Source organism: Sphingobium soli, from assembly GCF_020782245.1.
Lineage (GTDB): Bacteria > Pseudomonadota > Alphaproteobacteria > Sphingomonadales > Sphingomonadaceae > Sphingobium > Sphingobium soli.
Window position 1 is genome coordinate 354,297 of the sequence record NZ_JAJGNP010000002.1, and the last position, 24,048, is coordinate 378,344.

The window sequence follows — 24,048 nt, forward strand, 5'->3', positions numbered from 1 at the left end:
TTGCGCCAGCATCATCGCCGCATCGGGCGGCAGGAGCGAAGGAGGGGCTTAAACGGGCGCAAAAAAAGCCCCGGATCGCTCCGGGGCCTTTCTGGTAAGATCTTGGTTCGATCAGGCCGTCGCCAACCGCGCCAGCTTGTCCAGCCGCCCGCCGGCGATCCGCATCATCGCCTTTTGCAGCTTTTCGAACGCCCGCACCTCGATCTGGCGGACGCGTTCCCGACTGACCCCATAGACCTGGCTCAATTCCTCCAGCGTCTTGGGTTCTTCGGCCAGGCGGCGTTCGGCCAGGATATGCTTTTCGCGGTCGTTGAGGTCATCCATCGCCTCCACCAGCATGTCGTGACGCTGAACCTTTTCCTGCTCGTCGGCGACACGCTCGTCCTGCAACGGATCGGTGTCGGCCAGCCAATCCTGCCACTGCCCCTCGCCATCCTCACGCATTGGCACGTTGAGCGACGTATCGCCGCCCATCGCCATGCGACGATTCATGGAGATGACATCATCCTCGCTGACGCCAAGATCGGTAGCGATCTTCGTGACATCCTCGGGGCGCAGGTCGCCATCCTCGAACGCTTCGATATTGTTCTTCATCCGGCGCAGATTGAAGAACAGCTTCTTCTGCGCGGCGGTGGTGCCCATTTTCACCAGGCTCCAGGAGCGCAGGATGAATTCCTGGATCGACGCACGAATCCACCACATGGCGTAGGTCGCCAGGCGGAAGCCACGGTCTGCCTCGAACTTTTTCACACCCTGCATCAGGCCGATATTGCCTTCGCTGATCAGCTCGCTGACCGGCAGGCCATAGCCACGATAGCCCATGGCGATCTTGGCCACCAGCCGCAGGTGCGAGGTTACAAGCTGCGCAGCAGCCTCAGGATCCTGATGTTCCTGATAGCGCTTTGCGAGCATATATTCCTGCTCGGGCGTCAACAGCGGAAATTTGCGAATTTCCGATAGATAGCGGTTGAGGCTGGCTTCACCGCCCAGCGCCGGAACCGCGGGGACATTGCTCTTGGCCATGTCGTCACCTTTCCCTTTCATGCGCGGCGGGACCCAGAAGAGGCGTCACAGGCGCCGTCGCAAACTTGTCGAAACCTATACGTGAAGCGCGCTTAACAGTTCCTGCATATCGGCAGGAAGTGCACTTTCGAACATAAGCGGTTCGTCCGTTACCGGATGTATGAACCCCAACATTCTGGCGTGCAATGCCTGCCTTCTGAAACCCAGCGTTTCCAGTATTGATTTGAAACCTTTTCTTTCTCTACCGTAAACCGGGTCGCCAATCAAGGGGTGCCCGATATGCGCCATATGGACGCGGACCTGATGGGTGCGGCCGGTTTCGAGCCGGCATTCCACCAGCGCCGCGCCACGCAGCCTGTCCAGCGTGCGATAATGAGTCACGGCATGTTTGCCGCGTCCTTCCCGATGAACCGCCATCTTCTTTCGATCAGCGTCCGACCGGCCGATCCAGCTATCGACGGTGCCGGCCGTTGGAACGGGGATGCCATAGGTGATCGCCGCATAGGCCCGTTCGATGCTGTGATCCTTGAACTGGCGCGCCAGCCCTTCATGCGCCCTGTCCGTCTTGGCGACGACCAGCAGGCCCGACGTATCCTTGTCGATGCGATGGACGATCCCCGGCCGCGCGACGCCGCCAATGCCCGACAATTGCCCCGCGCAATGATGCAGCAGCGCATTGACCAATGTGCCGTCCAGATTGCCAGCGGCGGGATGGACGACCAGGCCCGCGGGTTTGTCGACCACCAGCAGGTCGGCGTCCTCATGCACGATGGTCAGCGGAATATTCTGCGCCACCGTGTCGAGTGGCACGGGCGGGGGTAGGGTGATGGTGAAGCGCTGGCCCTCAGCCACCTTCATCGACCCACTGATCTTGCCGACCGGCGCCGAATGCACCTGGCCATCGCCAATCAGCGTTTTCAGCCGCTCGCGCGACAGGTCGGGCAACAGGTCCGCCAGGGCGCGATCCAGCCGCAGTCCATGCTGCGCCGGGCCGATTGTCGCTTCGATGATGGAATCCCCCAGGACCATTGGCTAGGGAGATAGGCATGAAGGTCGAGATAGCAAGAGGCGTGCTGGCGCAAATCAGGGCCTTGTGCGCGGCCGATCACAACGAGGTGTGCGGAATGCTGCTAGGCGCTGCGGGCCGCATCGATGCGATCCGCCCGGCCGCCAATGTCGCGACCGATCCGTCCCGGCATTTTGAACTGGACCCGGCCGTGCTGATCGCCGCCCATCGCGCCGCGCGGGACGCAGGTCCGGCCGTCATCGGCCATTATCACTCACACCCATCCGGGGTGGCTGTCCCATCGGCGACCGATGCCGCGTGCGCTGCGCCCGATGGCACGCTCTGGCTGATCGTCGCGGGTGACGTGGCGCGGTTGTGGATCGCCGGGCCGGGCGAGGGGGGCGCGGTGCGATTTGCCGAGGCGAAGCTCGACATGAGGTGACGGAAAGGCGGTGAGTCGGGGTTGCATCGGGGGGCGGGGCGGCGCATTAGCCGAACATTCCCATCTTCCAGCATTGGCGATCCGCATCCGCATGACCAACCCGACCGACAGCATCGAATTTGCCAGCCTTCTCTGTTCGCGGTTGTGCCACGACCTGCTGAGCCCGGTCGGCGCGCTCAACAACGGGCTGGAACTGATGGCGGACGAAACCGATCCGGCGATGCGCGAGCGCTGCCTGGATCTGTTGGGGGACAGCGCGCGGACATCGGCGAACAAGCTGAAATTCTTCCGCCTGGCCTTTGGATCGGCCGGCGGCTTTGGCGAGGCGGTTCCGCCGCATGAGGCCAAGGTCGCGATCGAGGGCATGTTTGCCGGGGCTGGCCGGGTCAAGGTCGGCTGGATGGTCGATGAACAGATGCTCGGCAAGCTGGCGGCCAAGATCCTCCTCAACCTGGCGTTGATCGCGGGCGACGCGCTGGTGCGCGGTGGGCAGCTCGACATCGGCGCGGAAACGCGGCCCGGCGTCACCGAAATCGTCGTGCGTGCCGAAGGGCCAAAGCTGGTGCTTGACCCCGACCTGCGCGCCGCATTGGCCGGCACGCTGCCGATCGAAGGGCTTGCGTCCCGCACCGCCGCCGCCTGGATGGTGCGCCAGCTGGTGATGGAAGCTGGCGGCCAGATCGTGCTTTCGCCCGCCGGCGAGCCGACCCTGCTGTTCGGGGCGGTGATACCGGGCTAAGCTGCGTCCATTTCCGCCGCGATCGTCGCTATCAGCTCTGCGACCGGCATGGATCGCGCCAATGGCGCCCCCTGTCCCGCCCATTGCGCGCCAAAGCCGGTTTCGCCATGGGCCTTGGCCGCCTGGTGCAGCGCCTTGCCCGCATCATAGGCGATCGGATAGTCGGGCGGCGCGTTCGCCACCCCTTCGCCCCAATCGACAAAGGCGTTGCGCAAGCAGCGCGCCGGGCGACCGGAAACGGCGCTGGTCATGACCGTGTCATAGGCGGCCTTGCTAAAGAGCGCCGCACGATAGGCAGCGTCGGCCTGGCTTTCGGGACAGGCTATGAAGGCCGTGCCCATCTGCGCCGCTGCTGCGCCCAGGTCCAGCGCCGCTCGGACGCCGCGCCCGTCCATGATCCCCCCCGCCGCGATGACCGGAAGGCCGGACCGCGCGACCAGCAATCGGGTCAGCGCCAGCGTGCCCAATCGCCCATCAGGCAGCGTGGGGTCGAACATGCCGCGATGCCCGCCGGCCTCATAGCCTTGCGCCACGAGCAGGTCGATGCCGGCGCGTCTCGCCGCCTGTGCCTCGGCTACATTCGTGACGCTGGCGGCAAGGAGGCACCCGGCCGACTTCAGCCGGGCAATGCGTCGGTCGTCAGGCAGGCCGAAATGAAAGCTGACGACCGCCGGCCGGGCCTCGACCAGCATGGCCAGCATCGCGTCATCCTCCGCGAAGCTGCGATAGATTTCGCGAAGCGGCGAGGGCGGCTTGGCATCGAAGCGGGCGAATAACGGCGCCATGGCTGCGATCCATTGCGCCTCAACATCGGGGCGCGGCTTTGCCGGCTGGTGGGCGAACAGGTTGACGTTGAAGGGGCGATCGGTGCGCGCGGCGACAGCGGCGATCATCGCCCGAGCCTGGTCTGCGTCGACCGCGCCCACCGCAATCGAGCCCAATGCGCCGGCGTTGCTGACCGCGGCGGCCATTTCGGGCGAGGAGACGCCCGCCATCGGCGCTTGGATGACGGGGACGGCGAGGCCGAGCGGTGCGAGCGGGTTCATCGCGCCGATGTGAGACGGCCGCCCCGGTTGGACAACCACCCGATCGCAAAAAAGCCCGACCGCTCGCGCGGCCGGGCTTCTCTTCACAACGCCTGAAGGATCAGGCGCTGTAATACATATCGAATTCGACCGGCGAGGGCGCCATTTCCCAGCGATAGACTTCGGGCCATTTCAGTTCGATATAGGCTTCGATCTGATCCTTGGTGAAGACGTCGCCCTTGAGCAGGAATTCGTAATCGGCTTCCAGGCTGGTCAGCGCCTCGCGCAGCGATGCGCAGACGGTTGGCACTTGGCTCAGCTCTTCCGGCGGCAGGTCATAGAGATTCTTGTCCATCGCGGCGCCCGGATGGATTTTGTTCTCAATGCCGTCGAGGCCCGCCATCAGCAGCGCGGCGTAGCACAGATACGGGTTCGCCATCGCGTCGGGGAAGCGGAACTCCACCCGCTTCGCCTTGGCCCCCGCGCCATAGGGAATGCGGCAGGAGGCCGAACGGTTGCGCGCCGAATAGGCGAGCAGCACCGGCGCTTCAAAGCCCGGCACCAGCCGCTTGTAGCTGTTGGTGGTCGGGTTGGTGAAAGCATTGAGCGCCTTGGCATGCTTGATGACACCGCCGATGAAATAGAGGCAGGTTTCGCTGAGGCCCGCATAGCCGTCGCCCGCGAACAGCGGCTTGCCGCCTTCCCAGATCGACATATGCGTGTGCATGCCGCTGCCATTGTCCTGCGCGATCGGCTTGGGCATGAAGGTCGCGGTCTTGCCATAGGCCTGCGCCACCATCTGCACGACGTACTTGTAGATCTGCATGCGGTCGGCGGTCTGGACCAGCGTACCGAACGTCAGGCCCAGTTCGTGCTGCGCGGCGGCGACTTCATGGTGATGCTTGTCGCAGGGCAGGCCCATTTCCAGCATGGTGCTGACCATTTCGGCGCGGATGTCGGTGCACGGATCGACCGGCGCGACGGGGAAATAGCCGCCCTTGGCGCGCGGACGGTGGCCCAGATTGCCGCCCTCATATTCCTTGCCGGTGTTGGTCGGCAATTCGATGTCGTCGATCTTGAAATAGCTCTGCGAGTAATCATTTTCGAAACGCACATCGTCGAACATGAAGAATTCGGCTTCCGGCCCGACATAGACTGTGTCGCCGAACCCGGCGGATTTGACGAAGGCTTCGGCGCGCTTGGCGGTCGAACGAGGATCGCGGCTGTACAACTCACCGGTGTCCGGCTCGACAATGTCGCAGAAGATGATCAGCATGGGCGTCGCGCTGAACGGGTCGACATAGACAGCGTCCAGGTCGGGCTTGAGGATCATGTCCGATTCGTTGATCGCCTTCCAACCCTCGATCGACGAACCGTCGAACATCAGGCCGTCGGTCAGTTCATCCTCGCCAAGCACGCTCGACACCATGGTCAGGTGCTGCCACTTGCCCTTGGGATCGGTGAAGCGGACATCGACCCATTCGATCTCCTGTTCCTCGATCATCTTCAGGATGTCTTTTGGCGTGTTGGCCATATGCGCTTGCCCTTCTTTCAGAAAAACCCCCCCGAAGGGGTTTGTTGATGCCTGGCCGGCCGGCCCGCGCCGGGACCGGCCGCAATATTAGATCGCGTCGCTGTCGCGCTCGCCGGTACGGATGCGCACCGCGCCTTCGATGTTGGAAATGAAGATCTTGCCGTCGCCGATCCGCCCGGTCTGGGCCGCAGCGGAAATCGCCTCCACCACACGATCGGCCACGGAGTCGTCGACGACTACCTCCAGCTTCACCTTGGGCAGGAAATCGACCACATATTCCGCGCCGCGATACAGTTCGGTATGCCCCTTTTGCCGACCAAATCCCTTGGCTTCGGTAACGGTGATGCCCGACACGCCCACCTCGTGCAGCGCTTCCTTCACCTCGTCCAGCTTGAACGGCTTGATGATCGCCTCGATCTTCTTCATCGCAAATAGTCCCAACCCGTGACGCGCTCCGACATGCAGGGCGGTGCCTCCATGCCTCTTCTCAAGCGACGATCCCATGCCCCCGCAAGGCTGGTGTCCGTCCCTCATGGCTATCAATTACCGTGCCAACTGGCGAATCGCTAGGACTGCTTTCGGCGATGCAGCAATCTTTGTCCATATTGCCCGCATTCCGGGCAATATCCTGTCGCCCTGCCCAAATAATGGGCAGCGGTCCATCAGCTATAGGGCGGACAGTTTAGGCCGGCCGGGCTTTGCGTGAAAATCTCGCACCCGGTATCGGTGATGCCGATACTATGTTCGAATTGCGCGGAAAGGCTGCGGTCGCGCGTCACCGCGGTCCAGCCATCATCCAGCATGCGCACATTGGGCTTGCCGATGTTGATCATCGGTTCGATGGTGAAGAACATGCCGGGGCGCAGTTCCGGGCCGGTGCCGGGGCGGCCGATATGCACCACCTCCGGGCTGTCGTGGAACACCCGGCCCAGGCCATGGCCGCAGAAATCACGCACCACGCCATAGCGGTGCTTTTCGGCAAAGCGCTGGATCGCATGGCCGATGTCGCCCAGATGATTGCCGGGCTTCGCCTGCTCGATCCCCAGGATCAGGCATTCATAGGTGATCTCGACCAGCCGGCGCGCCTTGATTGGTGCGTCGCCGGCAATATACATGCGGCTGGTATCGCCATGCCAGCCATCGACCTGCGGCGTGACGTCGATGTTGAGGATGTCGCCGTCCTTGATCTTTGTATCGCCCGGAATGCCGTGGCAGATGACATTGTTCAGGCTGATGCAGCAGCTATGCGTATAGCCACGATAGCCCAGCGTCGCCGGCACGCCGCCGCCTTCCAGCGTCATGCGACGGACGATATCATCCAGTTCGCCGGTGGTGACGCCGGGCACGACATGGGGCACCAGCGCATCGAGTATCTCGGCTGCCAGCCGCCCGGCCTTGCGCATGCCGGCAAAGCCGGATTCGTCATGCAGCTTGATCGCGGTCGATCGGGTCACAGGCGCATCGGCCGTCATCGTCATATAGTCGGTCATGGGAGGATTATAGGCGCTCGAACGCCATAATGCGAGGGGCGTCTAGGCAGGGCGCGCGGGCACGGCTATGACCGCGCCATGCCTGATCCCAACCGCACCTGGACCGCCGCCCTGATCGTCATCGGCGATGAAATTTTGTCGGGGCGTACGCAGGACAGGAATGTGGCGCAGATCGCCACATGGCTCAATGTTCAGGGCATCAGGCTGGCCGAGGTGCGCGTCGTCGCCGACGATCAGCCCGCCATTGTCGAAGCGGTCAACATCCTGCGCGCGCGCAATGACTATCTGTTCACCACCGGGGGCATCGGCCCCACGCATGACGACATCACTGTCGATGCCATCGCGGCGGCGTTGGGCGTCGGTGTCGTCATTCATCCCAAGGCGCGCGCGGTGCTCGAACTTTATTATGAAACGCGCGGTGGCCTCACCGACGCGCGGCTGCGCATGGCGCGCGTGCCCGATGGGGCGAGCCTGATCGAAAACCGCATGTCGGGCGCGCCGGGCATCCGCCACGGCAATATCTTCATCATGGCCGGCGTGCCATCGATCACCGCCGGCATGCTCGAAGCGCTGACGGGCACGCTGGAGGGAGGCAGCCCGCTGCTGGCGACGACGATCGGCTGCTGGGTCGCCGAAAGCGAAGTCGCCGACCTGCTGGGCAAGACCGAACGGGCGCATGAGGGGTGCCAGATCGGCAGCTATCCCTTTTTCCGCGAAGGCCGGACCGGCGCGAATTTCGTGGTGCGCTCGACCGATCAGGCGCGACTGGACGCTTGCGTATCCGCCCTGAGCGACGCGCTGGAGCAGGGCGGCTGGCCGGTGCACCCCGGCGGCATATAGGGGCGGGTCAGCGCGCGCGCGGTTTGCCAAGCGCGGACAGGACACCGCGCAATGTCCGCACTTCCAGATGATTCCAGCCCGGCTTGGTCAGCAGGTTGCGCAGCGTCCGCTTGGTCGCGGGCGCGCGATCGGGCGGGAAGAAATAGCCGGCATGTTCCAGCAGCGTCTCGAACTGGCCAATCATCCCTTCCAGCTCGTCCTGCGCCGCGGGTTCGCCCAGGTCCGTGACGGTGGGCTGCGTCAGTGCGGCCTGCTTCGACCATTCATAGGCGCACAGGATCACCGCCTGCGCCAGGTTCAACGATCCGAATTCCGGGTTGATCGGCACGGTCAGAATCTTGCGCGCGAGCGCGACATCGTCGGTTTCCAGGCCCGATCGTTCGGGACCGAACACATAGGCGCTGCGACCCGTCGCACCATGGATTTCGCGCGCCGCTTCGTCCGGCGTGACCACGGGCTTGGTGACGCCGCGCTTGCGCACGGTGGTCGCATAGACATGGGCGCAATCCGCGACCGCATCGGCCAGCGTCTCATAGACCTGCGCGCCGTCCAGCACGACGTCCGCGCCCGCCGCCGCCGGCCCGGCATCAGGATTGGGCCAGCCATCGCGCGGGCTCACCAGCCGCATTTCGGTCAACCCGAAATTCAGCATGGCCCGCGCCGCCTTGCCGATATTCTCACCTAATTGCGGGCGGACGAGGACGATTATGGGAGTTGGCGTGGGCATGTTGTTCTCCACAGGCTCGAACCGAACGGAGGAAATGGGGTGCGCAGCTATCCCATCCGTTCGGTTCGAGCCAGGGTCGAGCGAAGCCGAGACCCGTGGTCGAGAACGGGCCGCCTCGGACACAGCGTTCCAGTCTCCCCGGATCAATGCTTCCTTTTTCTTTGGCGACCAATCTTTTACCTGACGCTCTCGTTCCAGAGCGTCGATCCGATCCGTGAAATTCTCGCTGAAGACAAGCGTTACCGGACGCCGGTCATGTGTATATCCGGGCAGTTCCCCGGCCTGATGCTGAGCGATGCGCCGCTCCAGATCATCGGTGTGGCCTGTGTAATAACTGCCGTCGGCACAGCGAAGGATATAGACCCAGAAACTCATGATGCGGCTTGGATGGTCTTTGTGATTTGAGAGGAAGTGCTATAAAAGTTCTCGACGGGCTCGAACCGAACGGAGGGAATGGGGAAAGGGACCAAAAGCTCACTCACGCCCCACCTCCTTCACCGTCCCTGCAAACTCCTCGAAATCCTTGGCGTCGGTGAAGTCCTTGTAGACGCTGGCGAAGCGGATATAGGCGACGCTGTCGAGGCGTTTCAGCCCTTCCATCACCATTTCGCCGATCGCGCGCGCGGGGACTTCGCCGTCGCCGCTGGTTTCAAGCTGGCGCTGGATGCCGGAAATGAGCTTCTCCAGCCGGCTGGGGTCGATCGGCCGCTTGCGGCAGGCGATGCCGACCGACCGGGCCAGCTTGTCCCGGTCGAACGCTTCCTTGCGGCCCTCGCTCTTCACCACCCAGATGTCACGCAACTGGATGCGCTCGAAGGTGGTGAAGCGTGCGCCGCACGCCTCGCACTGGCGGCGACGGCGGATGGCGGCGCCATCCTCCGTCGGCCGGCTGTCCTTCACCTGGCTGTCTTCATGGGCACAGAAGGGGCAGCGCAAGCGGGCTTATCCTTCGTAGATGGGGAAGCGCGCGCACAGCGCCGCAACGCGCTCGCGGACATTGGCCTCGACGCTCGCGTCGCCTTCTTCGCCATGATCGCGCAGCCCCTCCAGCACGTCGGCGATCATGTCGCCAATCGCCTCGAACTCCGCCACGCCGAAACCGCGCGTCGTGCCGGCGGGTGAACCCACGCGGATGCCGCTGGTCTTGGTCGGCGGCAGCGGGTCGCCCGGCACGCCATTCTTGTTGCAGGTGATGAAGCTGCGCTCCAGCGCCTCGTCCGCGTCCTTGCCCGAAATGCCGTAGGGGCGCAGGTCGATGAGCGCCAGATGCGTGTCGGTGCCGCCGGAAATAACCGCCAGCCCGCGCTGCTCCAGCTTCGTCGCCAGCGCCCGGGCGTTGGTGACGATCTGCTGCGCATAGGTCTTGAATTCGGGGCGCAGCGCTTCGCCGAACGCCACCGCCTTGGCGGCGATGACATGCATCAGCGGGCCGCCCTGAAGGCCGGGGAAGATGGCCGAATTGATCTTCTTGGCGATCGCCTCGTCATCGGTCAGGATCATGCCGCCACGCGGGCCGCGCAGCGTCTTGTGCGTAGTCGTCGTCACGACATGGGCATGGCCGAAGGGCGACGGGTGCGCGCCGCCGGCGACCAGGCCTGCGAAATGCGCCATATCGACCATGAACAGCGCGCCGACCTTGTCCGCGATGGCGCGGAAGCGGGCGAAGTCGATCTGGCGCGGATAGGCGCTGCCGCCCGCGATGATCAGCTTTGGCTGGCATTCGATCGCCTGCCGCTCGACATCGTCATAGTCGATGAGGTGGGTGTCCTCGCGCACGCCATATTGCACGGCGTTGAACCATTTGCCCGACATGCTGGGTTTGGACCCGTGGGTCAGGTGGCCGCCCGCGTCCAGGCTAAGGCCCATGATCGTCTCGCCTGGCTTCACCAGCGCCAGCATGACGCCGCCATTGGCCTGCGCGCCCGAATGCGGCTGGACGTTGACGAAGTTGCAGCCAAACAGCTCTTTCGCGCGGTCGATGGCGAGCTGTTCCACCACGTCGGATGGGGCACAGCCCTGATAATAGCGCTTGCCCGGATAGCCTTCGGCATATTTGTTGGTGAAGACCGATCCCTGCGCTTCCAGCACCGCTTTCGACACGATGTTTTCGGACGCGATCAGCTCAATCTGGGTCTGCTCGCGCTTCAATTCCTGTTGCACGCCGCCGAACACGGCGGGATCGGCGTCCGCCAGGCTGCGGGTAAAATAGCCTTCCGAACGAATGTCCGACAGGGCGGGGGGGGAGAGGGTGTCGGTGCTCATCGCAGGATCCTTTCAGAGCGCAGGCTGGGAGAGTTTGTCCACGCGGCCGGCATGACGTCCGCCGCCAAATTCGGTGGTCAGGAATGCGGTTACGCAGGCCTTGGCCATGTCCACGCCGGTCAGGCGCGCGCCCATGGCCAGGACGTTGGCGTCATTATGCTCACGTGAAAGGGCGGCCGACAGCGGCTCGCCGACCAGCGCGCACCGGCAGGCAGGGTTGCGATTGACCGCGATCGAGATGCCGATGCCCGATCCGCACAGCGCGATGCCGCGATCGGCCGCGCCCGATGCGACCGCTGTCGCGAGCTTGTAACCATAATCGGGATAATCCACCCGGTCGGCGGTCGCCGGCCCCAGGTCCTCGACCAGATGACCTTCCGCGCGCAGCCACTGCGCCAGTTCCGCCTTCAATTCGACGGCGGCATGATCGGAAGCAATGGCGATTTTCATGGGCTGCAACGGTCCTTCACCTGCGGGTGATTCGGGTCTGCGCGCCTCATAGGAGGACAAGGCGGCAATTGCCACAGTCCAGCTTGCCGCTTATGGCATCGCCCCATGGCCGGCACCCTTCTTTCCATCCTGATGCTTGCGGGCGTGTTGCTGACGGGCGGCGGCATTTACGCCATCGCGCGCAGGGGCGATCGCAAACGCGGCGCGCTGATGATCATCGCAGGCCTTGTCATGTTCGCCAATGTCGCGATCACGGCGCTGCCGGGTCCGGACGCGCGTCTGCTGGAAACGCGCTGAGGCTCAGCGTCCCGTCATCGCCCGTGCATTGGCCAGGAAGGTGCGGCCGATCCTTATCTCGCCTCCGTCCGCCAGCGCCGCGAACCACACGCCGCTGCCGTCATGGCGCAGCCGCGCGATATGGTCGCGCCGCACGATATGCGACCGGTGCAGGCGGACGAACTGCTGCGGGTCCAGCCTTTCCTCCAGCGAACTGATCGTCTGGTGCAGCAAATAGCTGTGCTGCCCGACATGCAGGCGCATATAATCGCGCTCCGCCTCGATCCGGTCGATCTGGTCGGTGGCGAGGCGGATCAGTTCGGACCGGTGAGGCACCCAGAATTCCTCCGCCCATTCCGGTTGCGGCTCGGCAGCGGCCTCGCCTTCGGGCAAGCGGTTGCGCAGCGCCGCCTCCACCCGGTCGATGGCGCGCGACAAACGGTCATGCGCAACGGGTTTCAGCATATAATCGACCGCCGCCAGATCGAACGCCTCGACCGCGAAACCTTCGAACGCGGTCACGAAAATGACCGCGGGGCGCATGCCCATACGTCCGACCGCGCGTGCGACGCCGATGCCGTCCAACAACGGCATGGCGATGTCCAGCATGACGAGGTCGGGCTTCAACACCTCGATCAAGCGCAGCGCCGCCTCGCCATCGCTGGCGGTGCCGACCAGGGCGATGCGCGGTTCGCGCGCGCACAGCATCTGCAACCGCTCGATCGCCAGCGGTTCGTCATCGACGATCATCGTGCGGATGGACATGATGCGTTCAGCACCCCTTGCGAAGGATGGGAAGGGTCAGCAGCACGGCAAAGCCGCCCGCCTCGCGCGGACCATAGACGATCCGCCCGCTATCGCCAAAGCGGGCGGTCAGCCGGTCGCGCACATTGGCGAGGCCGATGCCGTTGCCGCCGTCCGCGTCGCCGGGAGGATTGGGGCCATCGTCGGTGACGTTGATGTGCATCAGGTCGCCATCCTCGCGTGCGGTGATCCGGATCTCCACGGGCCGGGATGTGCGCGACACGCCATATTTGATGGCATTTTCGACCACCGGTTGCAGGATCAGGCCCGGAACGCAGGCAGTCAGCAGCGCCGGCGGAATGTCGATCACCGTCTTCAGACGGTCGGGGAAACGCACCCCCTCAATATCCAGATAGAGTTTCTGGAGATGCACTTCCTCCGCCAGCGGCACATCGTCGAGCGGATCGCCGGTCAGGCTGGTGCGATAGAAATTGCTGAGCGACATGATCATCTGCTCGGCCTCGTCGCGCCGGTCCTTCATCACCAGCGAGGAGAGCGAATTAAGCGTGTTGAACAGGAAATGCGGGTTCACCTGATAACGTAGCGAGCGCAATTCGGCCTGCTGCGCCGCACGCTCAAGCCGGGCGGCGCGGCGCTCGACGCGGCGTGCTTCGCTGGCGTAGGAAAGGGCAAGGTAAAGCCCCGCCCATGCGGACAGGAAGAAGAAGCGGCTGATCGCATCCTCGACGATGCTGATCAGCGCATAATTTTCCTCGACCGCCTTTTTCTGCATCTCGGCATCGGCGAACATCGTGGGGTCATAGACGTTGAACATATAATAGTTGGTCGCGGCCATCGCGAGCGCGAAGGGCGCAGCAAGCGAAAAGGCGGCGACGATCCGCAGCGCCAGGGGCCGCGCATCGAAGCGGCGCAGCACCAGATAGAGCACCCAGGTGATGATGATGCCGATGATCGCCACCACCATGCGGCGGGCGGCCATCTCCATCTGCGATTCAAAGCCTACCACCGCAGCGCGCAGGCTGACCAGCATGGTGTAGAACAGCCAGAAGCCCAGAATGGAATAGAGCGCGATCGCGGGGGAAACGCCGCGGTCGCCGTCTTCGGGAAACAAAGTCATGGTTCCTGTCTATCGCTCTCGGCACAAATTGTCGCCCCATGCCCTGGTAGCTGGTCGAACCGCGATGCATGTTGGTCGAACGATCAACAGCGGAACCGCGCTTCCCACCCATCGTTGACTCCGTGAAAGCGCGCTATTGGCGCGCGGAAGGAGAGTGACATGAGCGACAAGACCGACATTCGCCCCAACAGCCGCGAGGAAGCCCGCGACGATCGCGAAACCGATCATCAGGACCATATCATCACCGCGGACGAAAAGCTGGACGAGGGGCTTAAGGATTCGATGGATGCATCTGATCCGCCCTCGACCGCGCGCTCAGGCGACAAGGGCGATCCGGTGCCCTCGTCCGGCTACCGCGAAGAGGATTGATGGCGGTGGCGAATATTGATGCTATCATGCGACGACAAGAGAAATAACGAGAGGAGTGACCCGTTCGATGCCGACATCCTGCACGCCCGCCGTGGAGCGGATTGCCCGGGTTCTGGCTGGCCGCCATTTGAGCCTAAATGGCGAAGGGCAGGATGCCCACGCGTCGAGCGCGGTCGACGCGGCATGGCCCGATCATGTGGAGGATGCCTATGCCATCCTCCACACCTTGCGAGAGCCCGATACGCAAATGGCGAATGCCGGAGATGTGGCGATCTGGCGCAGCATGATCAGCGCGGCTTTGGCGGGCCGGGTCGACGCTTAAGGCATTTGCTAAGATTTATAAGGCATTGACGCGCGAAGCTGGAGTTCGCCGTAATGCCCTATTGTCATTATGCCTTAACGTTTCGTCCTGACCTGCGCCTGATGGACGTGGCATGGCATCGCCATTTTACCGTGAACGATGTCGCGGCTTACGCGCGCGCCTGCTGGACCGAATTTGACCGTCACGGATTCTATCCGGGCTATCTATTACGGATGGATATGAGCCGAAGCGCCATTCAACCGCAAAATGCTCTGGCCATGTTCCGAACCCAATTTGCCGGCTTCCCCCAGGCGCGACGCATCGCCATCGTCACGGCCAGCGCGCTTGCGCGCCTGCAGGTGCAACGAGAAATGACGCAGTCCTATCTCCAAATTTTCGACCGGGCGGACACGGCTTTTGCCTGGCTGACACAGGATGTCGCCGCAGTCGCCTGATCCCTAATGGCGCAACCGTCATCCATTTGTCGCAAACGCCGATTTTCATGTTGCGCTGCACAACCAAATCTGATCCCTTGTGAACGGCGGCAGAATAGGCGCTTAAGCCTTCGGTAACCATGGAGGGCGCATAGTCTGTCGTACGACTTCAAGTCGGAGGGCAAGACTATGGGCACGAGTGCAAGACCAGCAGATGGCGCCGTCACCTTGGCGGAATTGCGCGAATTCGCGAGTTTCCCGTCTGCAACGCAACGCTATATTCGTCGATCGCTTGACATCGGTCTTCGTCGCCGCGACGCGATGAAATTATGGTCGCGCGACTTGGTCGAGGAAGCCTCGATCCGGGCGCAAGCCCGCATCTACGGGCGTCTCGACGAAATCAAGATGCGCGTGCCTGACGACAGCGGCCTGGAACAGGCTGAACCCTTCATGGCCCCATTGGTCACGATTTCCGCCTTCGATCTCGGACAGGATCGTATCGGCAGCTTTTCGGCCTATCGCTTCCTGTATGAACGGCTGCTCGGCGCGGGATCGCGGCCCTGGCTTCCCGGCGCCTTCTGCGCGGCGGCCAGCCTGCCGCACCTTCACCCCGAAAAGCGCCGTACACTGCTTCAGTCGATCAGCGAAGCCGCTGCGACCGCTGCGGGCTGGTCCAACCGCGAGCCGACCTTTTATCCCGAGTGGGTGGAAAAGGTGGACATGAGCAAGGCCAACTGATCGTTGGCGCCCGGCGCTTCGGGGGGAGCGCGGGGCAGCAAAAAGGGCGCGGCGGCCACATGGCCATCGCGCCCTTTTGCGTATCGGGCTTCGCCCGGCGGATCAGCGGATCGGCGAATCCGGCGACAGGCGCATGTCCAGATAATTGTCGACCGACTTCATCAGCTGGTCGAGCTCATGCTCGAAAAAGTGATTGGCGCCGCGAATCTCGTCATGATGGATGGTGATGCCCTTTTGCGTGCGCAGCTTGTCGACCAGCTTCTGCACGGCGCTCGCCGTCACCACCTCGTCCGACGTGCCCTGCACGATGATGCCGCTGGACGGGCAGGGGGCCAGGAACGAGAAATCATACATGTTGGCGGGCGGCGCGACCGAGATGAAGCCCCGAATTTCCGGGCGGCGCATCAGCAACTGCATGCCAATCCACGCGCCGAACGAAAAGCCGGCGATCCATGTCGTCTGCGCTTCGGGATGGAAGCTCTGCACCCAGTCGAGCGCGGCGGCCGCGTCGGACAATTCGCCTACGCCATTGTCGAACGTCCCCTGGCTGCGACCAACACCACGGAAGTTGAAGCGCAGCACGGCAAAGCCGCGCTTCACGAATGTCTTGTAGAGCGCCTGGGTGATCCGGTCGTTCATCGTGCCGCCGCCCTGCGGATGGGGATGCAGGATCATCGCGACCGGCGCGCGCGGGCGCGGCGGGGGGCTGAAACGGCCTTCGAGACGGCCTTCGGGTCCGGGGAAAATGACGTCGGGCATGGCACCTGTTATCGTTCTGGGCAGCCTGCTCCTTTGACAAGGGTCAGGACAGCGGGGAAAAGGGTCGGCGCAAACGCCAGGCCAAGCTGGCGCGGCGCGGCAAACCGCCTATATAGAAGCCGCCGCCATTTCCGCAATCAATGAGTAACGCCGCTTGGCCGCCGACCGCCTTTATCTCGATCACGCCGCCACCACCCCGATGCTGCCGCAGGCGCGCGGCGCCATGGTCGCTGCGCTGGACGCCTGGGCGAACCCGTCCAGTCCCCATGCCGATGGCCGCGCCGCGCGCGCCGCGCTGGAGGATGCGCGCGCCCGCATCGCCGTCGCATTGGGGTGGGACGGTCCTGTCATCTTCACGTCGGGCGCGAGCGAGGCCATCGCCATCGCGCTCACCCGCGCCAAGGCGGCCCGGATACTGACCTCGCCGGTAGAACATGACGCCGTGCTGCGCGTGACGGCGGGCGCGGATCGCCTGCCGGTGGACGCTGATGGCCGGGTCTGCGCCCGGATCGAAGGAGGAGGGACCATCCTCGCCATCCAGCATGTCAACAATGAAACGGGCGTGATCCAGCCGCTCGACCGGATCGAGCGGGGCGAGGCGATTCTCTTCGCAGACTGCGCCCAGAGCGCCGGCAAGCTGTCGCTGCCCGACGCCGACATGATCGCGGTGAGCGCGCATAAATTCGGGGGGGCCCCCGGCGTCGGTGCGCTGCTGATCCGCGACCTCGCCCTGATCGACGCAACAGGCGGCCAGGAACAGGGCTATCGCGCAGGCACGGAAAATCTCCCCGCCATTCTCGCCATGGCCGCGGCCCTCGACGCGCAAAGCAACTGGCTGCCCCGCGCCGCCGCCCTGCGCGCACGCCTCGACGCCGGGATAGAAGCTGCGGGCGGCACGATCGTCGCGCGCGATGCGCCCCGCATCCCCACCATCGCCAGCTACCGCATGCCGGGCCTGTCGGCGCGCGCGCAGCTCATCCAGTTCGACATGCAGGGCATTTCGGTGTCCGCCGGCAGCGCCTGTTCGTCCGGCTCGTTGAAGACCAGCCATGTCCTTGGCGCGATGGGCTGGGACGAGGCAGAGGCCGGCGAAGTCGTCCGCGTCAGCTTCGGCCCGCAGACCAGCGAGGGCGACGTCGACCGGTTCCTTGCCGTCTGGACCGCCATGGCGCAGCGGGCGCGGTCATGATCTATCTCGATTATCAGGCGACGACGCCGCTCGCGCCCGAGGCGTTCGACGCCATGGTCCCGCTGCTGCGCGACCAGTTCGCCAATCCGCACAGCGCCCATCGCCCCGGCCGCGCCGCCGCCGCGCAGGTCGAAGTGGCGCGGGATGAGATTGCCCGCCTGCTGCCCCCCGGCGGCCGCCTGATCTTCACCTCCGGCGCGACCGAGGCGCTCAACATCGCGATCCAGGGTGCGCCGCCCGGCGGCATCGTCACCATCGCGACCGAACATGCCGCCGTGCTCGATACGGCAGAGGCGATGCGGCGGCAGGGGCGGGACGTGACGATCCTGCCGGTCGATAACGACGGCTTTGTGGACATGGACGCGGCCCGCGCCGCCATCCGCCCCGGCGTGGCGCTGGTCGCCGCGATGCTGGTCAACAATGAAATCGGCGTGATCCAGCCGACAGCGGCGCTTGCCAGACTGGCGCGCGACGCCGGCGCACTGTTCCTGTGCGACGCGGTGCAGGGCTATGGCCGCGTGCCCATCCCCGATGGCTGCGACATGATCGCGATCAGCGCGCACAAGATCCACGGGCCAAAGGGGGTGGGCGGGCTCTGGCTGCGCGATGGCGTCCGGCCCGCACCGCTCCTCCATGGCGGCGGGCAGGAAGCGGGGCTGCGCTCCGGCACGCTTTCCCCGGCGCTGTGCGCGGGCTTTGGCGTCGCTGCCCGCCTGATGCGCGAGCGGGCGGACGCCGACCGCACCCATGTCGAAAGCCTCGCATCGCTCGCCCGCTTGGCTCTTCCCGACTGGTCGCTCAACGGCAGCGCGACGCACCGCTACCCCGGCAATCTCAACCTGCGGCGTGACGGAATCGACGGCGCGCGTTTGTTGTCTTATTGCCGCAATGTTGCTTTTTCGCTCGGCAGCGCTTGCGCAAGCGGGTCCGGGCGGCCTAGCCATGTGCTGCGCGCGCTGGGGCTGACCGACGCTCAGGCGCGCGGATCGGTGCGGATCGGCTTTGGCCGCTACACGACGCCGGATGAGGTGGAGAGGGCTGCAAGGGCGTTGAATGAGGCGGCAGCCGCACAAGCGGCGCCGTGACAAGGGAGCGCATATCATGACCAGGGTCACCTTCATCAGCGCTGACGGGGAGCGGCGGCAGGAGGTCGACGGGCCGGCCGGCTCCATATTGCTGGAGGTCGCACAGGCCGCCGGCCAGCCGCTGGAGGGCACCTGCGAAGGCCAGATGGCCTGCTCCACCTGCCATGTCATCGTCGACGCCGGCGATTTCGCCCGGCTCCCCCGCGCCAGCGAGGATGAGGAGGACATGCTCGATCTTGCCGCCGCCGCCACGCGCACCAGCCGCCTGTCCTGCCAGATCGTCCTCGATCCCGCTATGGACAGCCTCACCGTCCGCATTCCGGGCGAATTCAACAATATGCAGGGAATGTAAGGTCGCCCCATGAAGATCGTCACCGCTCTCGGGCTTCTGGCGCTGCTCGCCACGCCCGCCTCCGCCGCCGACCGGCAGAAGACCCCGGCGCAGGAGCCCGCGCCGACCGGCAATCTCGACAATCTCATGCCCGCCGCGCCGCGCTATCTGGTGCCGCAATCGGCGTTGGAGCAGGTCCGCAATCCCAAGGAGATTGAGGAGGAGACGGGCGGACGCCTGGGCGTCGCGCTGGTCGACCGGCAGGGCGCGCTGCTCCTGGGCTTCAACCGGGACGAGCGGTTCGCCATGTGCTCGACCTTCAAGGCGCCGCTGGCCGCCGCCGTGCTGACCGGCGCGGATGGCGGCAAGTTCGGGCTGGAAGGGACCATCCCCTTCGGCAAGGAGGATGTGCTCGATTACGCGCCGGTGGTGAAGAAGAACCTCAAGCGCGGCCGCATGTCGATGGAGGAACTGGCGCGCGCGGCGGTGGAGGTCAGCGACAATAGCGCAGCCAATCTGCTGCTGCCGATGCTGGGCGGGCCGGAAGGGCTGACCGCCTTCATGCGCGTCCATGGCGATGATGTCACCCGGCTCGACCGCAATGAACCCGCGCTCAATGAAAATGCGGAAGGCGACCCGCGCGACACGACCACGCCCGCCGCCATGGCGGGCCTGATGGCGCGCCTCTTCTTTCGCGACCTGAAGGCGGAGAGCGCCGACCGCCTGCGCGCCTGGTTCAACGCCAGCAGCACCGGCGACAAGCGCATCAAGGCCGGCCTGCCCGAAGGCTGGACCTCGGGCAGCAAGACCGGCAGCTGCGGCACCGCCTATAATGACGTGGCGCTGGTCAAGTCCCCCACCGGCGAGGAATATATCCTTGCCATCTATCTCGACCGCCCGACCATCGATACGAAGAAAGCCGAAGCGGCGATAGCCGAAACCGCCCGCGCCGCGCTGAACTTCGTGGGCCAAGCGCGCAAGAGCGGCCTCGAATAATAGGGCAGGGCGGGCGGCAGGACGTGCGCCGATCTCAGTGCTGGACGGACGGCTCATGATCACCCGATCGCTAACCTGCCCCGCATCCTCCCCTGGCAGGGGAGGTGGCTGGCCAAAGGCCAGACGGAGGGGTGTGGGGTAGGCAGAGGGCGCTATTTTGCTGGCGTCGCACCTAATCTGAGGCGAAAATTTGGCAACGAAGCATTTCGGACCTTTGGGAGCTGTGCTTGACCGGTGGAAAGTATGGCCGGTAGGAGACGGTCGGGTCTCTGCCGGTGGCTAGGAGATACCTGACATTACGCGGGTCTCGGCAAATATCTGCTTCCTTGCCGTGGGCATAGCATCACGGTCGCCATCGATCATTTTGGCATCACCTGAGCAAACTCGTTGGCACAGCGTGTGGCATTCGTTAGGCCGTTGCCAGTGAAATACTGCGCGAGGTCACAAATGGATTCCGTTACTCAAGCTCTGATGAAGGACTTTGCCGATAGCAATGATCTAACCGAGCTTGCGAGTGACAAGCAGTTTGAGCACTTTGCAGCATACAGTGTCGTTTCGTCGCGCTTCACGGAAGAATTCGACACAAATGATTTGGTTGTCGGAGATGGCGGCGATCTGAACGTAGACTCCTTCGCCGTCAAGGTGAACGGCCGCCTCGCCAGCGACGCAGAATATATCGACGATGTTTTGGCGCTAAACGGCTATCTCGACGCCGAATTCATTATCATCCAAGCGAAATCATCGTCCAGCTTTGATGGAGCGGCCCTGATTGCGCTTGGTGACAACCTTGTGAACGAGGTCTTTGCGCCGACGCAAAAGCTTCCCGTAAATGACGATGTTAAACGGCTCATAGAAATCAAAGAGCGCATTTTGCAAAATTCTTCCAAGCTAAAAGATAATCCCGTGTGTCGAGTTTATTATGCCTGTACCGGAAATTGGGCAGAGGACTCATATCTAGTTGAAATTATCAAGCGCAAACGTCAAGACTTATTGAATACAAATCTGTTTTCGGACGTTGCTTTTGAGCCTTTAGGCGCGCGCCAAGTGCAGGCTCTCTATCGCGCTACCAAGACGAGTATTGCGCGGGAGGTCAAGTTCGAGAAGTTAATCACCCTTCCTACCATTGAAGGCGTCAGTGCATCATACCTTGGAGTTCTACCAGTAGGAGAATTCATAAAGCTGCTAGCCGATGATAGCGGCAATATAATTAAATCCGTCTTTGTAGATAACGTTCGGGATTTTCAAGGCGAAAACCCTGTGAACGTTGACATAGCGAAAACGATCACAGACGGCCTTTTCGATCAATTTGTTTTGCGCAATAATGGAATTACTATAGTCGCTCGAAATATTAAGGTTACTTCTAGTCAATATATTTTAGAAGATTATCAGATTGTGAACGGGTGCCAGACCAGTCACGTAATATTTGCTCATCAAAACGAAATTACCGGCGACCTTTTCGTACCTGTTAAAATAATTCATACTGTCAGTGAGGACGTAGCCCAAAGCATCATAAAGTCCACTAACAAGCAGACAAACGTTGAAGAAAACGACCTTCTTGCACTTACACAGTTTCAGCGTGATTTAGAGGATTACTATGGAGGTGTGCACGGTGACATAAAACTCTATTACGAGCGTCGTGCGAAGCAATATGCTAGTAGCGGCGCGATTGAAAAGGGGCGTATCGTTACAATCGGCAACCAGCTAAAATGCTATGCGTCGATGTTTCTTGACCAGCCTAACCAAGCCAGTCGCTATCAGGGAACGCTACTCAAGACTGTGAAAGATCGTGTATTTCAGCCCGCCCATAAGCCGGAACCCTATTTCCTTTCAGCTCTAGCTGGCTATCGGTTTGAAATCGCGTTGCGTAAACTTATCAATGAGGAACGCGATATTCGGCCATTCAAATACTTTCTGCTTTTCGCTTTCCGATCGCGATTTGAAGCAGAAGAGTATCCCGGTGCGGGAAACAAGAAGGTTGGCATGTATTGCAAACAGCTAGAAGCTCATTTGGCCGATGCTGCAAAGGCTAAAGAGGCGTTTGATGAATCGGTGCTGATCGTACGTGAAGCTCTTGGCAAGCTTGGTCTGCCAGTGGCGCGAGATAGCGCTAAGTCTCGCCCTTTGGTTGAAGAGGTGAAGCGCACGGCGATCGCGCGTCGCTTGGCTGACGGCGCGACTACAGTTGCGTAGGATGTCCCGGCGGGGTCAGCTTTGGGGGCACCCGCCGCGCCGTCTAAATGTCCGCAATGCTGACGTGTACGAAGTTCAATTCCTCGCTCGTCAATATCCCGCGCCATCGCGGTCGCCTCGGCATAAGAGCGCCGGCTTACCGCATCCCACACCCCCTACCAATGTAGGATTATTCCTGATCTACCCTTGCGGATGACGCATTTGCCCGCCCGCGCCAACGCTGTTCGGACGCCCCACAGGCCGCCCGTTCGCCCGGCGCAGGGTGTCGCTTCGTGGTCGCCTTATGGTCGCTTCGCGGTCGCGTCAGGGTCGCTTCGGGCCGAAAAAGGCCGACGACACTGTGAACTTCGCCCTGCTGTCACAGTCACCCGGCGACTCGGCAGTGCGCCGCTGGGCGCTGTGGGGTCAGGCCTTGCCGAACACCCGCTCGAAAATCGTATCGACCTGGCGGAAATGATAATCGAGGTTGAATTTCTCCTCGATCTGATCGGGCGACAGGGCGGCGGTGACGTCGGCGTCGGCCTTGAGCAACTCCATCAGCGACAATTGCCCGTCCGATTCCCACACCTTCATCGCGTTGCGCTGGACGTAGCGATAGCTGTCCTCGCGGCTGACCCCCGCCTGCGTCAGCGCCAGCAGCACGCGCTGCGAGTGGACCAGACCGCCCATCTTGTCGAGATTCTTCATCATCCGCTCAGGGTACACCAGCAGCTTGTCGATCACCCCGGTCAGGCGGCCGAGCGCGAAGTCCAGCGTGATGGTCGCGTCCGGGCCGATATAGCGTTCGACCGACGAATGGCTGATGTCCCGCTCATGCCACAGCGCGACATTCTCCATCGCGGGCAGGGCATAGGCGCGCACCATGCGGGCAAGGCCGGTCAGATTTTCGGTCAGCACCGGGTTGCGCTTGTGCGGCATCGCGCTCGACCCCTTCTGGCCGGGCGAGAAATATTCCTCCGCCTCCAGCACTTCGGTGCGTTGCAGGTGGCGCACCTCGACCGCCAGCCGCTCGATCGACGATGCGATGACGCCCAGCGTCGCGAAGAACATCGCATGGCGGTCACGCGGGATGACCTGCGTCGATACCGGCTCGATGGCAAGGCCCAGCTGCTCGGCCACATGCTCCTCGACGCGCGGGTCGATATTGGCGAAGGTGCCGACCGCGCCGGAAATGGCGCAGGTGGCGACTTCGGCCCGCGCCGCGATCAGCCGCGTGCGGCAGCGGCTGAATTCGGCATAGGCTTCCGCCATTTTCAGGCCAAACGTCACCGGCTCGGCATGGATGCCATGGCTGCGGCCGATCGTCGGGGTCAGCTTATGTTCGAACGCGCGGCGCTTGATGACGTCCAGCAGCCGGTCGAGATCCTCGATCAAGATATCGGCGGCGCGGGTCAGCTGCACCGCCAGGCAGGTGTCGAGCACGTCCGAACTGGTCATGCCCTGGTGCATGAAGCGGGCTTCGTCGCCGACCTGCTCGGCGACCCAGGTCAGGAAGGCGATGACGTCATGCTTGGTCACGGCCTCGATCGCGTCGATCGCGTCCACGTCGATCGCGGGGTTGGTCGCCCACCAGTCCCACAGCGCCTTGGCGGCCGACGGCGGCACCACGCCCAGCTCGCCCAGCTTCTCGGTCGCATGCGCCTCGATCTCGAACCAGATTTTGAAGCGGGCTTCCGGCTCCCAGAGGGCGGTCATCTGCGGGCGGGAATAGCGGGGGATCATGGGCGAATCCTGTCTGGCTGGAAACGGAAAGGAAATGTGCCGCGCCACCTAGCAGCGTCGCCCGCCGCGGGCAAATCGGCGCGCATATGCCCATGGTCTTGCGCCGGCGCCGAACATTGCGTGTGATGAAACAGATGAATCGAAAGATTTTGCTGGTCGAATGGCGGAATATGAATAGAAATTCAGGAACATCTCGGCCTGTTGAGCTATTATTTGTTCACTATTGGACGGACCGCCG

General features: G+C 63.1%; 27 protein-coding genes. 13 read left to right on the forward strand and 14 right to left on the reverse strand.

From position 1 onward, the window contains the following. Positions 1-111: 111 nt before the first annotated feature. Positions 112-1,023 (reverse strand): RNA polymerase sigma factor RpoH, encoded by a 912-nt coding sequence (gene rpoH, locus LL253_RS04470; protein WP_037542168.1) that lies wholly within the window; start codon positions 1,021-1,023, stop codon positions 112-114. Between the two features lie 75 nt (positions 1,024-1,098). Beyond that, positions 1,099-2,052 carry an RluA family pseudouridine synthase gene (locus LL253_RS04475; RefSeq protein WP_228226338.1) on the reverse strand — a complete coding sequence of 318 codons (954 nt, stop codon included), beginning with the start codon at positions 2,050-2,052 and terminating at the stop codon, positions 1,099-1,101. 17 nt (positions 2,053-2,069) lie between these two features. Between LL253_RS04475 and LL253_RS04480 the strand changes: the two genes are divergently transcribed. Together LL253_RS04480 and LL253_RS04485 are read left to right on the forward strand one after the other, a co-directional pair. After that, positions 2,070-2,471 (forward strand): M67 family metallopeptidase, encoded by a 402-nt coding sequence (locus LL253_RS04480; RefSeq protein ID WP_228226339.1) that lies wholly within the window; start codon positions 2,070-2,072, stop codon positions 2,469-2,471. Between the two features lie 91 nt (positions 2,472-2,562). Further along, positions 2,563-3,210 (forward strand): histidine phosphotransferase family protein, encoded by a 648-nt coding sequence (locus LL253_RS04485; protein WP_031299033.1) that lies wholly within the window; start codon positions 2,563-2,565, stop codon positions 3,208-3,210. On the opposite strand, the gene LL253_RS04490 is transcribed toward LL253_RS04485, so the two are convergent. From LL253_RS04490 to map, 4 genes are all read right to left on the reverse strand, one after another. Beyond that, a complete protein-coding gene (locus tag LL253_RS04490) occupies positions 3,207-4,256 on the reverse strand; it encodes an NAD(P)H-dependent flavin oxidoreductase (protein WP_228226340.1) in 1,050 nt (349 codons plus the stop codon). The two genes, LL253_RS04485 and LL253_RS04490, sit on opposite strands and share 4 nt — an antisense overlap. A gap of 100 nt (positions 4,257-4,356) precedes the next feature. Then, positions 4,357-5,769 carry a type I glutamate--ammonia ligase gene (gene glnA / locus LL253_RS04495; RefSeq protein WP_228220296.1) on the reverse strand — a complete coding sequence of 471 codons (1,413 nt, stop codon included), beginning with the start codon at positions 5,767-5,769 and terminating at the stop codon, positions 4,357-4,359. 87 nt (positions 5,770-5,856) lie between these two features. Further along, entirely contained in the window at positions 5,857-6,195 is a 339-nt protein-coding gene (locus LL253_RS04500) for a P-II family nitrogen regulator (RefSeq protein WP_009821456.1), read from the reverse strand. Between the two features lie 236 nt (positions 6,196-6,431). Further along, positions 6,432-7,259: a type I methionyl aminopeptidase gene (map, locus tag LL253_RS04505; protein ID WP_228226341.1), complete on the reverse strand. Its 828-nt coding sequence runs from the start codon at positions 7,257-7,259 to the stop codon at positions 6,432-6,434. 78 nt (positions 7,260-7,337) lie between these two features. Between map and LL253_RS04510 the strand changes: the two genes are divergently transcribed. Beyond that, positions 7,338-8,099, forward strand: a complete 762-nt coding sequence (locus LL253_RS04510; protein WP_228220294.1) for a competence/damage-inducible protein A — start codon at positions 7,338-7,340, stop codon at positions 8,097-8,099. 7 nt (positions 8,100-8,106) lie between these two features. On the opposite strand, the gene LL253_RS04515 is transcribed toward LL253_RS04510, so the two are convergent. From LL253_RS04515 to rpiB, 4 genes are all read right to left on the reverse strand, one after another. Further along, positions 8,107-9,201, reverse strand: coding sequence for a TrmJ/YjtD family RNA methyltransferase (locus LL253_RS04515; protein WP_228226342.1), 1,095 nt, complete (start codon positions 9,199-9,201; stop codon positions 8,107-8,109). A gap of 99 nt (positions 9,202-9,300) precedes the next feature. Beyond that, complete coding sequence (gene nrdR, locus LL253_RS04520) at positions 9,301-9,762, reverse strand: transcriptional regulator NrdR (protein ID WP_228220292.1); 462 nt, start codon at positions 9,760-9,762, stop codon at positions 9,301-9,303. A gap of 6 nt (positions 9,763-9,768) precedes the next feature. Next, positions 9,769-11,088: a serine hydroxymethyltransferase gene (gene glyA, locus LL253_RS04525; protein WP_228226343.1), complete on the reverse strand. Its 1,320-nt coding sequence runs from the start codon at positions 11,086-11,088 to the stop codon at positions 9,769-9,771. 12 nt (positions 11,089-11,100) lie between these two features. Next, positions 11,101-11,538 (reverse strand): ribose 5-phosphate isomerase B, encoded by a 438-nt coding sequence (rpiB, locus tag LL253_RS04530; RefSeq protein ID WP_228226344.1) that lies wholly within the window; start codon positions 11,536-11,538, stop codon positions 11,101-11,103. A 105-nt stretch (positions 11,539-11,643) separates the two neighbouring features. Between rpiB and LL253_RS04535 the strand changes: the two genes are divergently transcribed. Then, positions 11,644-11,835 carry a hypothetical protein gene (locus tag LL253_RS04535; protein WP_228220289.1) on the forward strand — a complete coding sequence of 64 codons (192 nt, stop codon included), beginning with the start codon at positions 11,644-11,646 and terminating at the stop codon, positions 11,833-11,835. A 3-nt stretch (positions 11,836-11,838) separates the two neighbouring features. Here LL253_RS04535 and LL253_RS04540 read toward each other — a convergent pair whose 3' ends face one another. Together LL253_RS04540 and LL253_RS04545 are read right to left on the reverse strand one after the other, a co-directional pair. Beyond that, positions 11,839-12,579 (reverse strand): LytR/AlgR family response regulator transcription factor, encoded by a 741-nt coding sequence (locus LL253_RS04540; RefSeq protein WP_228226345.1) that lies wholly within the window; start codon positions 12,577-12,579, stop codon positions 11,839-11,841. A gap of 7 nt (positions 12,580-12,586) precedes the next feature. Continuing rightward, entirely contained in the window at positions 12,587-13,696 is a 1,110-nt protein-coding gene (locus LL253_RS04545) for a sensor histidine kinase (protein WP_228226346.1), read from the reverse strand. Between the two features lie 159 nt (positions 13,697-13,855). Between LL253_RS04545 and LL253_RS04550 the strand changes: the two genes are divergently transcribed. The 4 genes from LL253_RS04550 to LL253_RS04565 all read left to right on the forward strand — a co-directional run bounded on the left by LL253_RS04550 (position 13,856) and on the right by LL253_RS04565 (position 15,538). Further along, a complete protein-coding gene (locus tag LL253_RS04550; protein WP_228220287.1) occupies positions 13,856-14,065 on the forward strand; it encodes a hypothetical protein in 210 nt (69 codons plus the stop codon). A 67-nt stretch (positions 14,066-14,132) separates the two neighbouring features. Then, positions 14,133-14,387, forward strand: a complete 255-nt coding sequence (locus tag LL253_RS04555) for a hypothetical protein (RefSeq protein ID WP_228226347.1) — start codon at positions 14,133-14,135, stop codon at positions 14,385-14,387. Between the two features lie 101 nt (positions 14,388-14,488). Continuing rightward, positions 14,489-14,821, forward strand: a complete 333-nt coding sequence (locus tag LL253_RS04560; protein WP_228226348.1) for a SpoIIAA family protein — start codon at positions 14,489-14,491, stop codon at positions 14,819-14,821. 168 nt (positions 14,822-14,989) lie between these two features. Continuing rightward, positions 14,990-15,538: a hypothetical protein gene (locus LL253_RS04565; RefSeq protein ID WP_037542171.1), complete on the forward strand. Its 549-nt coding sequence runs from the start codon at positions 14,990-14,992 to the stop codon at positions 15,536-15,538. Positions 15,539-15,640: 102 nt separating this feature from the next. Here LL253_RS04565 and LL253_RS04570 read toward each other — a convergent pair whose 3' ends face one another. Continuing rightward, entirely contained in the window at positions 15,641-16,297 is a 657-nt protein-coding gene (locus tag LL253_RS04570) for an alpha/beta hydrolase (protein ID WP_009821471.1), read from the reverse strand. A 154-nt stretch (positions 16,298-16,451) separates the two neighbouring features. Between LL253_RS04570 and LL253_RS04575 the strand changes: the two genes are divergently transcribed. The 5 genes from LL253_RS04575 to LL253_RS04595 all read left to right on the forward strand — a co-directional run bounded on the left by LL253_RS04575 (position 16,452) and on the right by LL253_RS04595 (position 22,088). Then, on the forward strand, positions 16,452-17,486 hold the full coding sequence (locus LL253_RS04575; RefSeq protein WP_228226349.1) for a cysteine desulfurase family protein: 1,035 nt from the start codon (positions 16,452-16,454) through the stop codon (positions 17,484-17,486). Next, positions 17,483-18,571 (forward strand): cysteine desulfurase family protein, encoded by a 1,089-nt coding sequence (locus LL253_RS04580; protein ID WP_228226350.1) that lies wholly within the window; start codon positions 17,483-17,485, stop codon positions 18,569-18,571. The genes LL253_RS04575 and LL253_RS04580 overlap by 4 nt, the downstream gene beginning before the upstream one ends. A gap of 16 nt (positions 18,572-18,587) precedes the next feature. Beyond that, positions 18,588-18,923, forward strand: a complete 336-nt coding sequence (locus LL253_RS04585; protein WP_228226351.1) for a 2Fe-2S iron-sulfur cluster-binding protein — start codon at positions 18,588-18,590, stop codon at positions 18,921-18,923. 9 nt (positions 18,924-18,932) lie between these two features. Continuing rightward, on the forward strand, positions 18,933-19,898 hold the full coding sequence (gene blaSGM / locus LL253_RS04590) for an SGM family class A beta-lactamase (RefSeq protein WP_228226352.1): 966 nt from the start codon (positions 18,933-18,935) through the stop codon (positions 19,896-19,898). 447 nt (positions 19,899-20,345) lie between these two features. After that, complete coding sequence (locus LL253_RS04595; protein ID WP_228226353.1) at positions 20,346-22,088, forward strand: AIPR family protein; 1,743 nt, start codon at positions 20,346-20,348, stop codon at positions 22,086-22,088. Between the two features lie 405 nt (positions 22,089-22,493). Here the strand turns inward: LL253_RS04595 and purB are convergent, their stop codons facing one another. After that, positions 22,494-23,810, reverse strand: a complete 1,317-nt coding sequence (purB, locus tag LL253_RS04600) for an adenylosuccinate lyase (RefSeq protein ID WP_009821480.1) — start codon at positions 23,808-23,810, stop codon at positions 22,494-22,496. Positions 23,811-24,048: the final 238 nt, after the last annotated feature.

What these genes read in the sequence shown, in the direction of transcription:
- rpoH (WP_037542168.1), bottom strand. Translation starts at nt 1,023, where the DNA reads ATGGCCAAGAGCAATGTCCCCGCGGTTCCGGCGCTGGGCGGTGAAGCC.
- LL253_RS04475 (WP_228226338.1), bottom strand. Translation starts at nt 2,052, where the DNA reads ATGGTCCTGGGGGATTCCATCATCGAAGCGACAATCGGCCCGGCGCAG.
- LL253_RS04480 (WP_228226339.1), top strand. Translation starts at nt 2,070, where the DNA reads ATGAAGGTCGAGATAGCAAGAGGCGTGCTGGCGCAAATCAGGGCCTTG.
- LL253_RS04485 (WP_031299033.1), top strand. Translation starts at nt 2,563, where the DNA reads ATGACCAACCCGACCGACAGCATCGAATTTGCCAGCCTTCTCTGTTCG.
- LL253_RS04490 (WP_228226340.1), bottom strand. Translation starts at nt 4,256, where the DNA reads ATGAACCCGCTCGCACCGCTCGGCCTCGCCGTCCCCGTCATCCAAGCG.
- glnA (WP_228220296.1), bottom strand. Translation starts at nt 5,769, where the DNA reads ATGGCCAACACGCCAAAAGACATCCTGAAGATGATCGAGGAACAGGAG.
- LL253_RS04500 (WP_009821456.1), bottom strand. Translation starts at nt 6,195, where the DNA reads ATGAAGAAGATCGAGGCGATCATCAAGCCGTTCAAGCTGGACGAGGTG.
- map (WP_228226341.1), bottom strand. Translation starts at nt 7,259, where the DNA reads ATGACCGACTATATGACGATGACGGCCGATGCGCCTGTGACCCGATCG.
- LL253_RS04510 (WP_228220294.1), top strand. Translation starts at nt 7,338, where the DNA reads ATGCCTGATCCCAACCGCACCTGGACCGCCGCCCTGATCGTCATCGGC.
- LL253_RS04515 (WP_228226342.1), bottom strand. Translation starts at nt 9,201, where the DNA reads ATGAGTTTCTGGGTCTATATCCTTCGCTGTGCCGACGGCAGTTATTAC.
- glyA (WP_228226343.1), bottom strand. Translation starts at nt 11,088, where the DNA reads ATGAGCACCGACACCCTCTCCCCCCCCGCCCTGTCGGACATTCGTTCG.
- rpiB (WP_228226344.1), bottom strand. Translation starts at nt 11,538, where the DNA reads ATGAAAATCGCCATTGCTTCCGATCATGCCGCCGTCGAATTGAAGGCG.
- LL253_RS04535 (WP_228220289.1), top strand. Translation starts at nt 11,644, where the DNA reads ATGGCCGGCACCCTTCTTTCCATCCTGATGCTTGCGGGCGTGTTGCTG.
- LL253_RS04540 (WP_228226345.1), bottom strand. Translation starts at nt 12,579, where the DNA reads ATGTCCATCCGCACGATGATCGTCGATGACGAACCGCTGGCGATCGAG.
- LL253_RS04545 (WP_228226346.1), bottom strand. Translation starts at nt 13,696, where the DNA reads ATGACTTTGTTTCCCGAAGACGGCGACCGCGGCGTTTCCCCCGCGATC.
- LL253_RS04550 (WP_228220287.1), top strand. Translation starts at nt 13,856, where the DNA reads ATGAGCGACAAGACCGACATTCGCCCCAACAGCCGCGAGGAAGCCCGC.
- LL253_RS04555 (WP_228226347.1), top strand. Translation starts at nt 14,133, where the DNA reads ATGCCGACATCCTGCACGCCCGCCGTGGAGCGGATTGCCCGGGTTCTG.
- LL253_RS04560 (WP_228226348.1), top strand. Translation starts at nt 14,489, where the DNA reads ATGGACGTGGCATGGCATCGCCATTTTACCGTGAACGATGTCGCGGCT.
- LL253_RS04565 (WP_037542171.1), top strand. Translation starts at nt 14,990, where the DNA reads ATGGGCACGAGTGCAAGACCAGCAGATGGCGCCGTCACCTTGGCGGAA.
- LL253_RS04570 (WP_009821471.1), bottom strand. Translation starts at nt 16,297, where the DNA reads ATGCCCGACGTCATTTTCCCCGGACCCGAAGGCCGTCTCGAAGGCCGT.
- LL253_RS04580 (WP_228226350.1), top strand. Translation starts at nt 17,483, where the DNA reads ATGATCTATCTCGATTATCAGGCGACGACGCCGCTCGCGCCCGAGGCG.
- LL253_RS04585 (WP_228226351.1), top strand. Translation starts at nt 18,588, where the DNA reads ATGACCAGGGTCACCTTCATCAGCGCTGACGGGGAGCGGCGGCAGGAG.
- blaSGM (WP_228226352.1), top strand. Translation starts at nt 18,933, where the DNA reads ATGAAGATCGTCACCGCTCTCGGGCTTCTGGCGCTGCTCGCCACGCCC.
- LL253_RS04595 (WP_228226353.1), top strand. Translation starts at nt 20,346, where the DNA reads ATGGATTCCGTTACTCAAGCTCTGATGAAGGACTTTGCCGATAGCAAT.
- purB (WP_009821480.1), bottom strand. Translation starts at nt 23,810, where the DNA reads ATGATCCCCCGCTATTCCCGCCCGCAGATGACCGCCCTCTGGGAGCCG.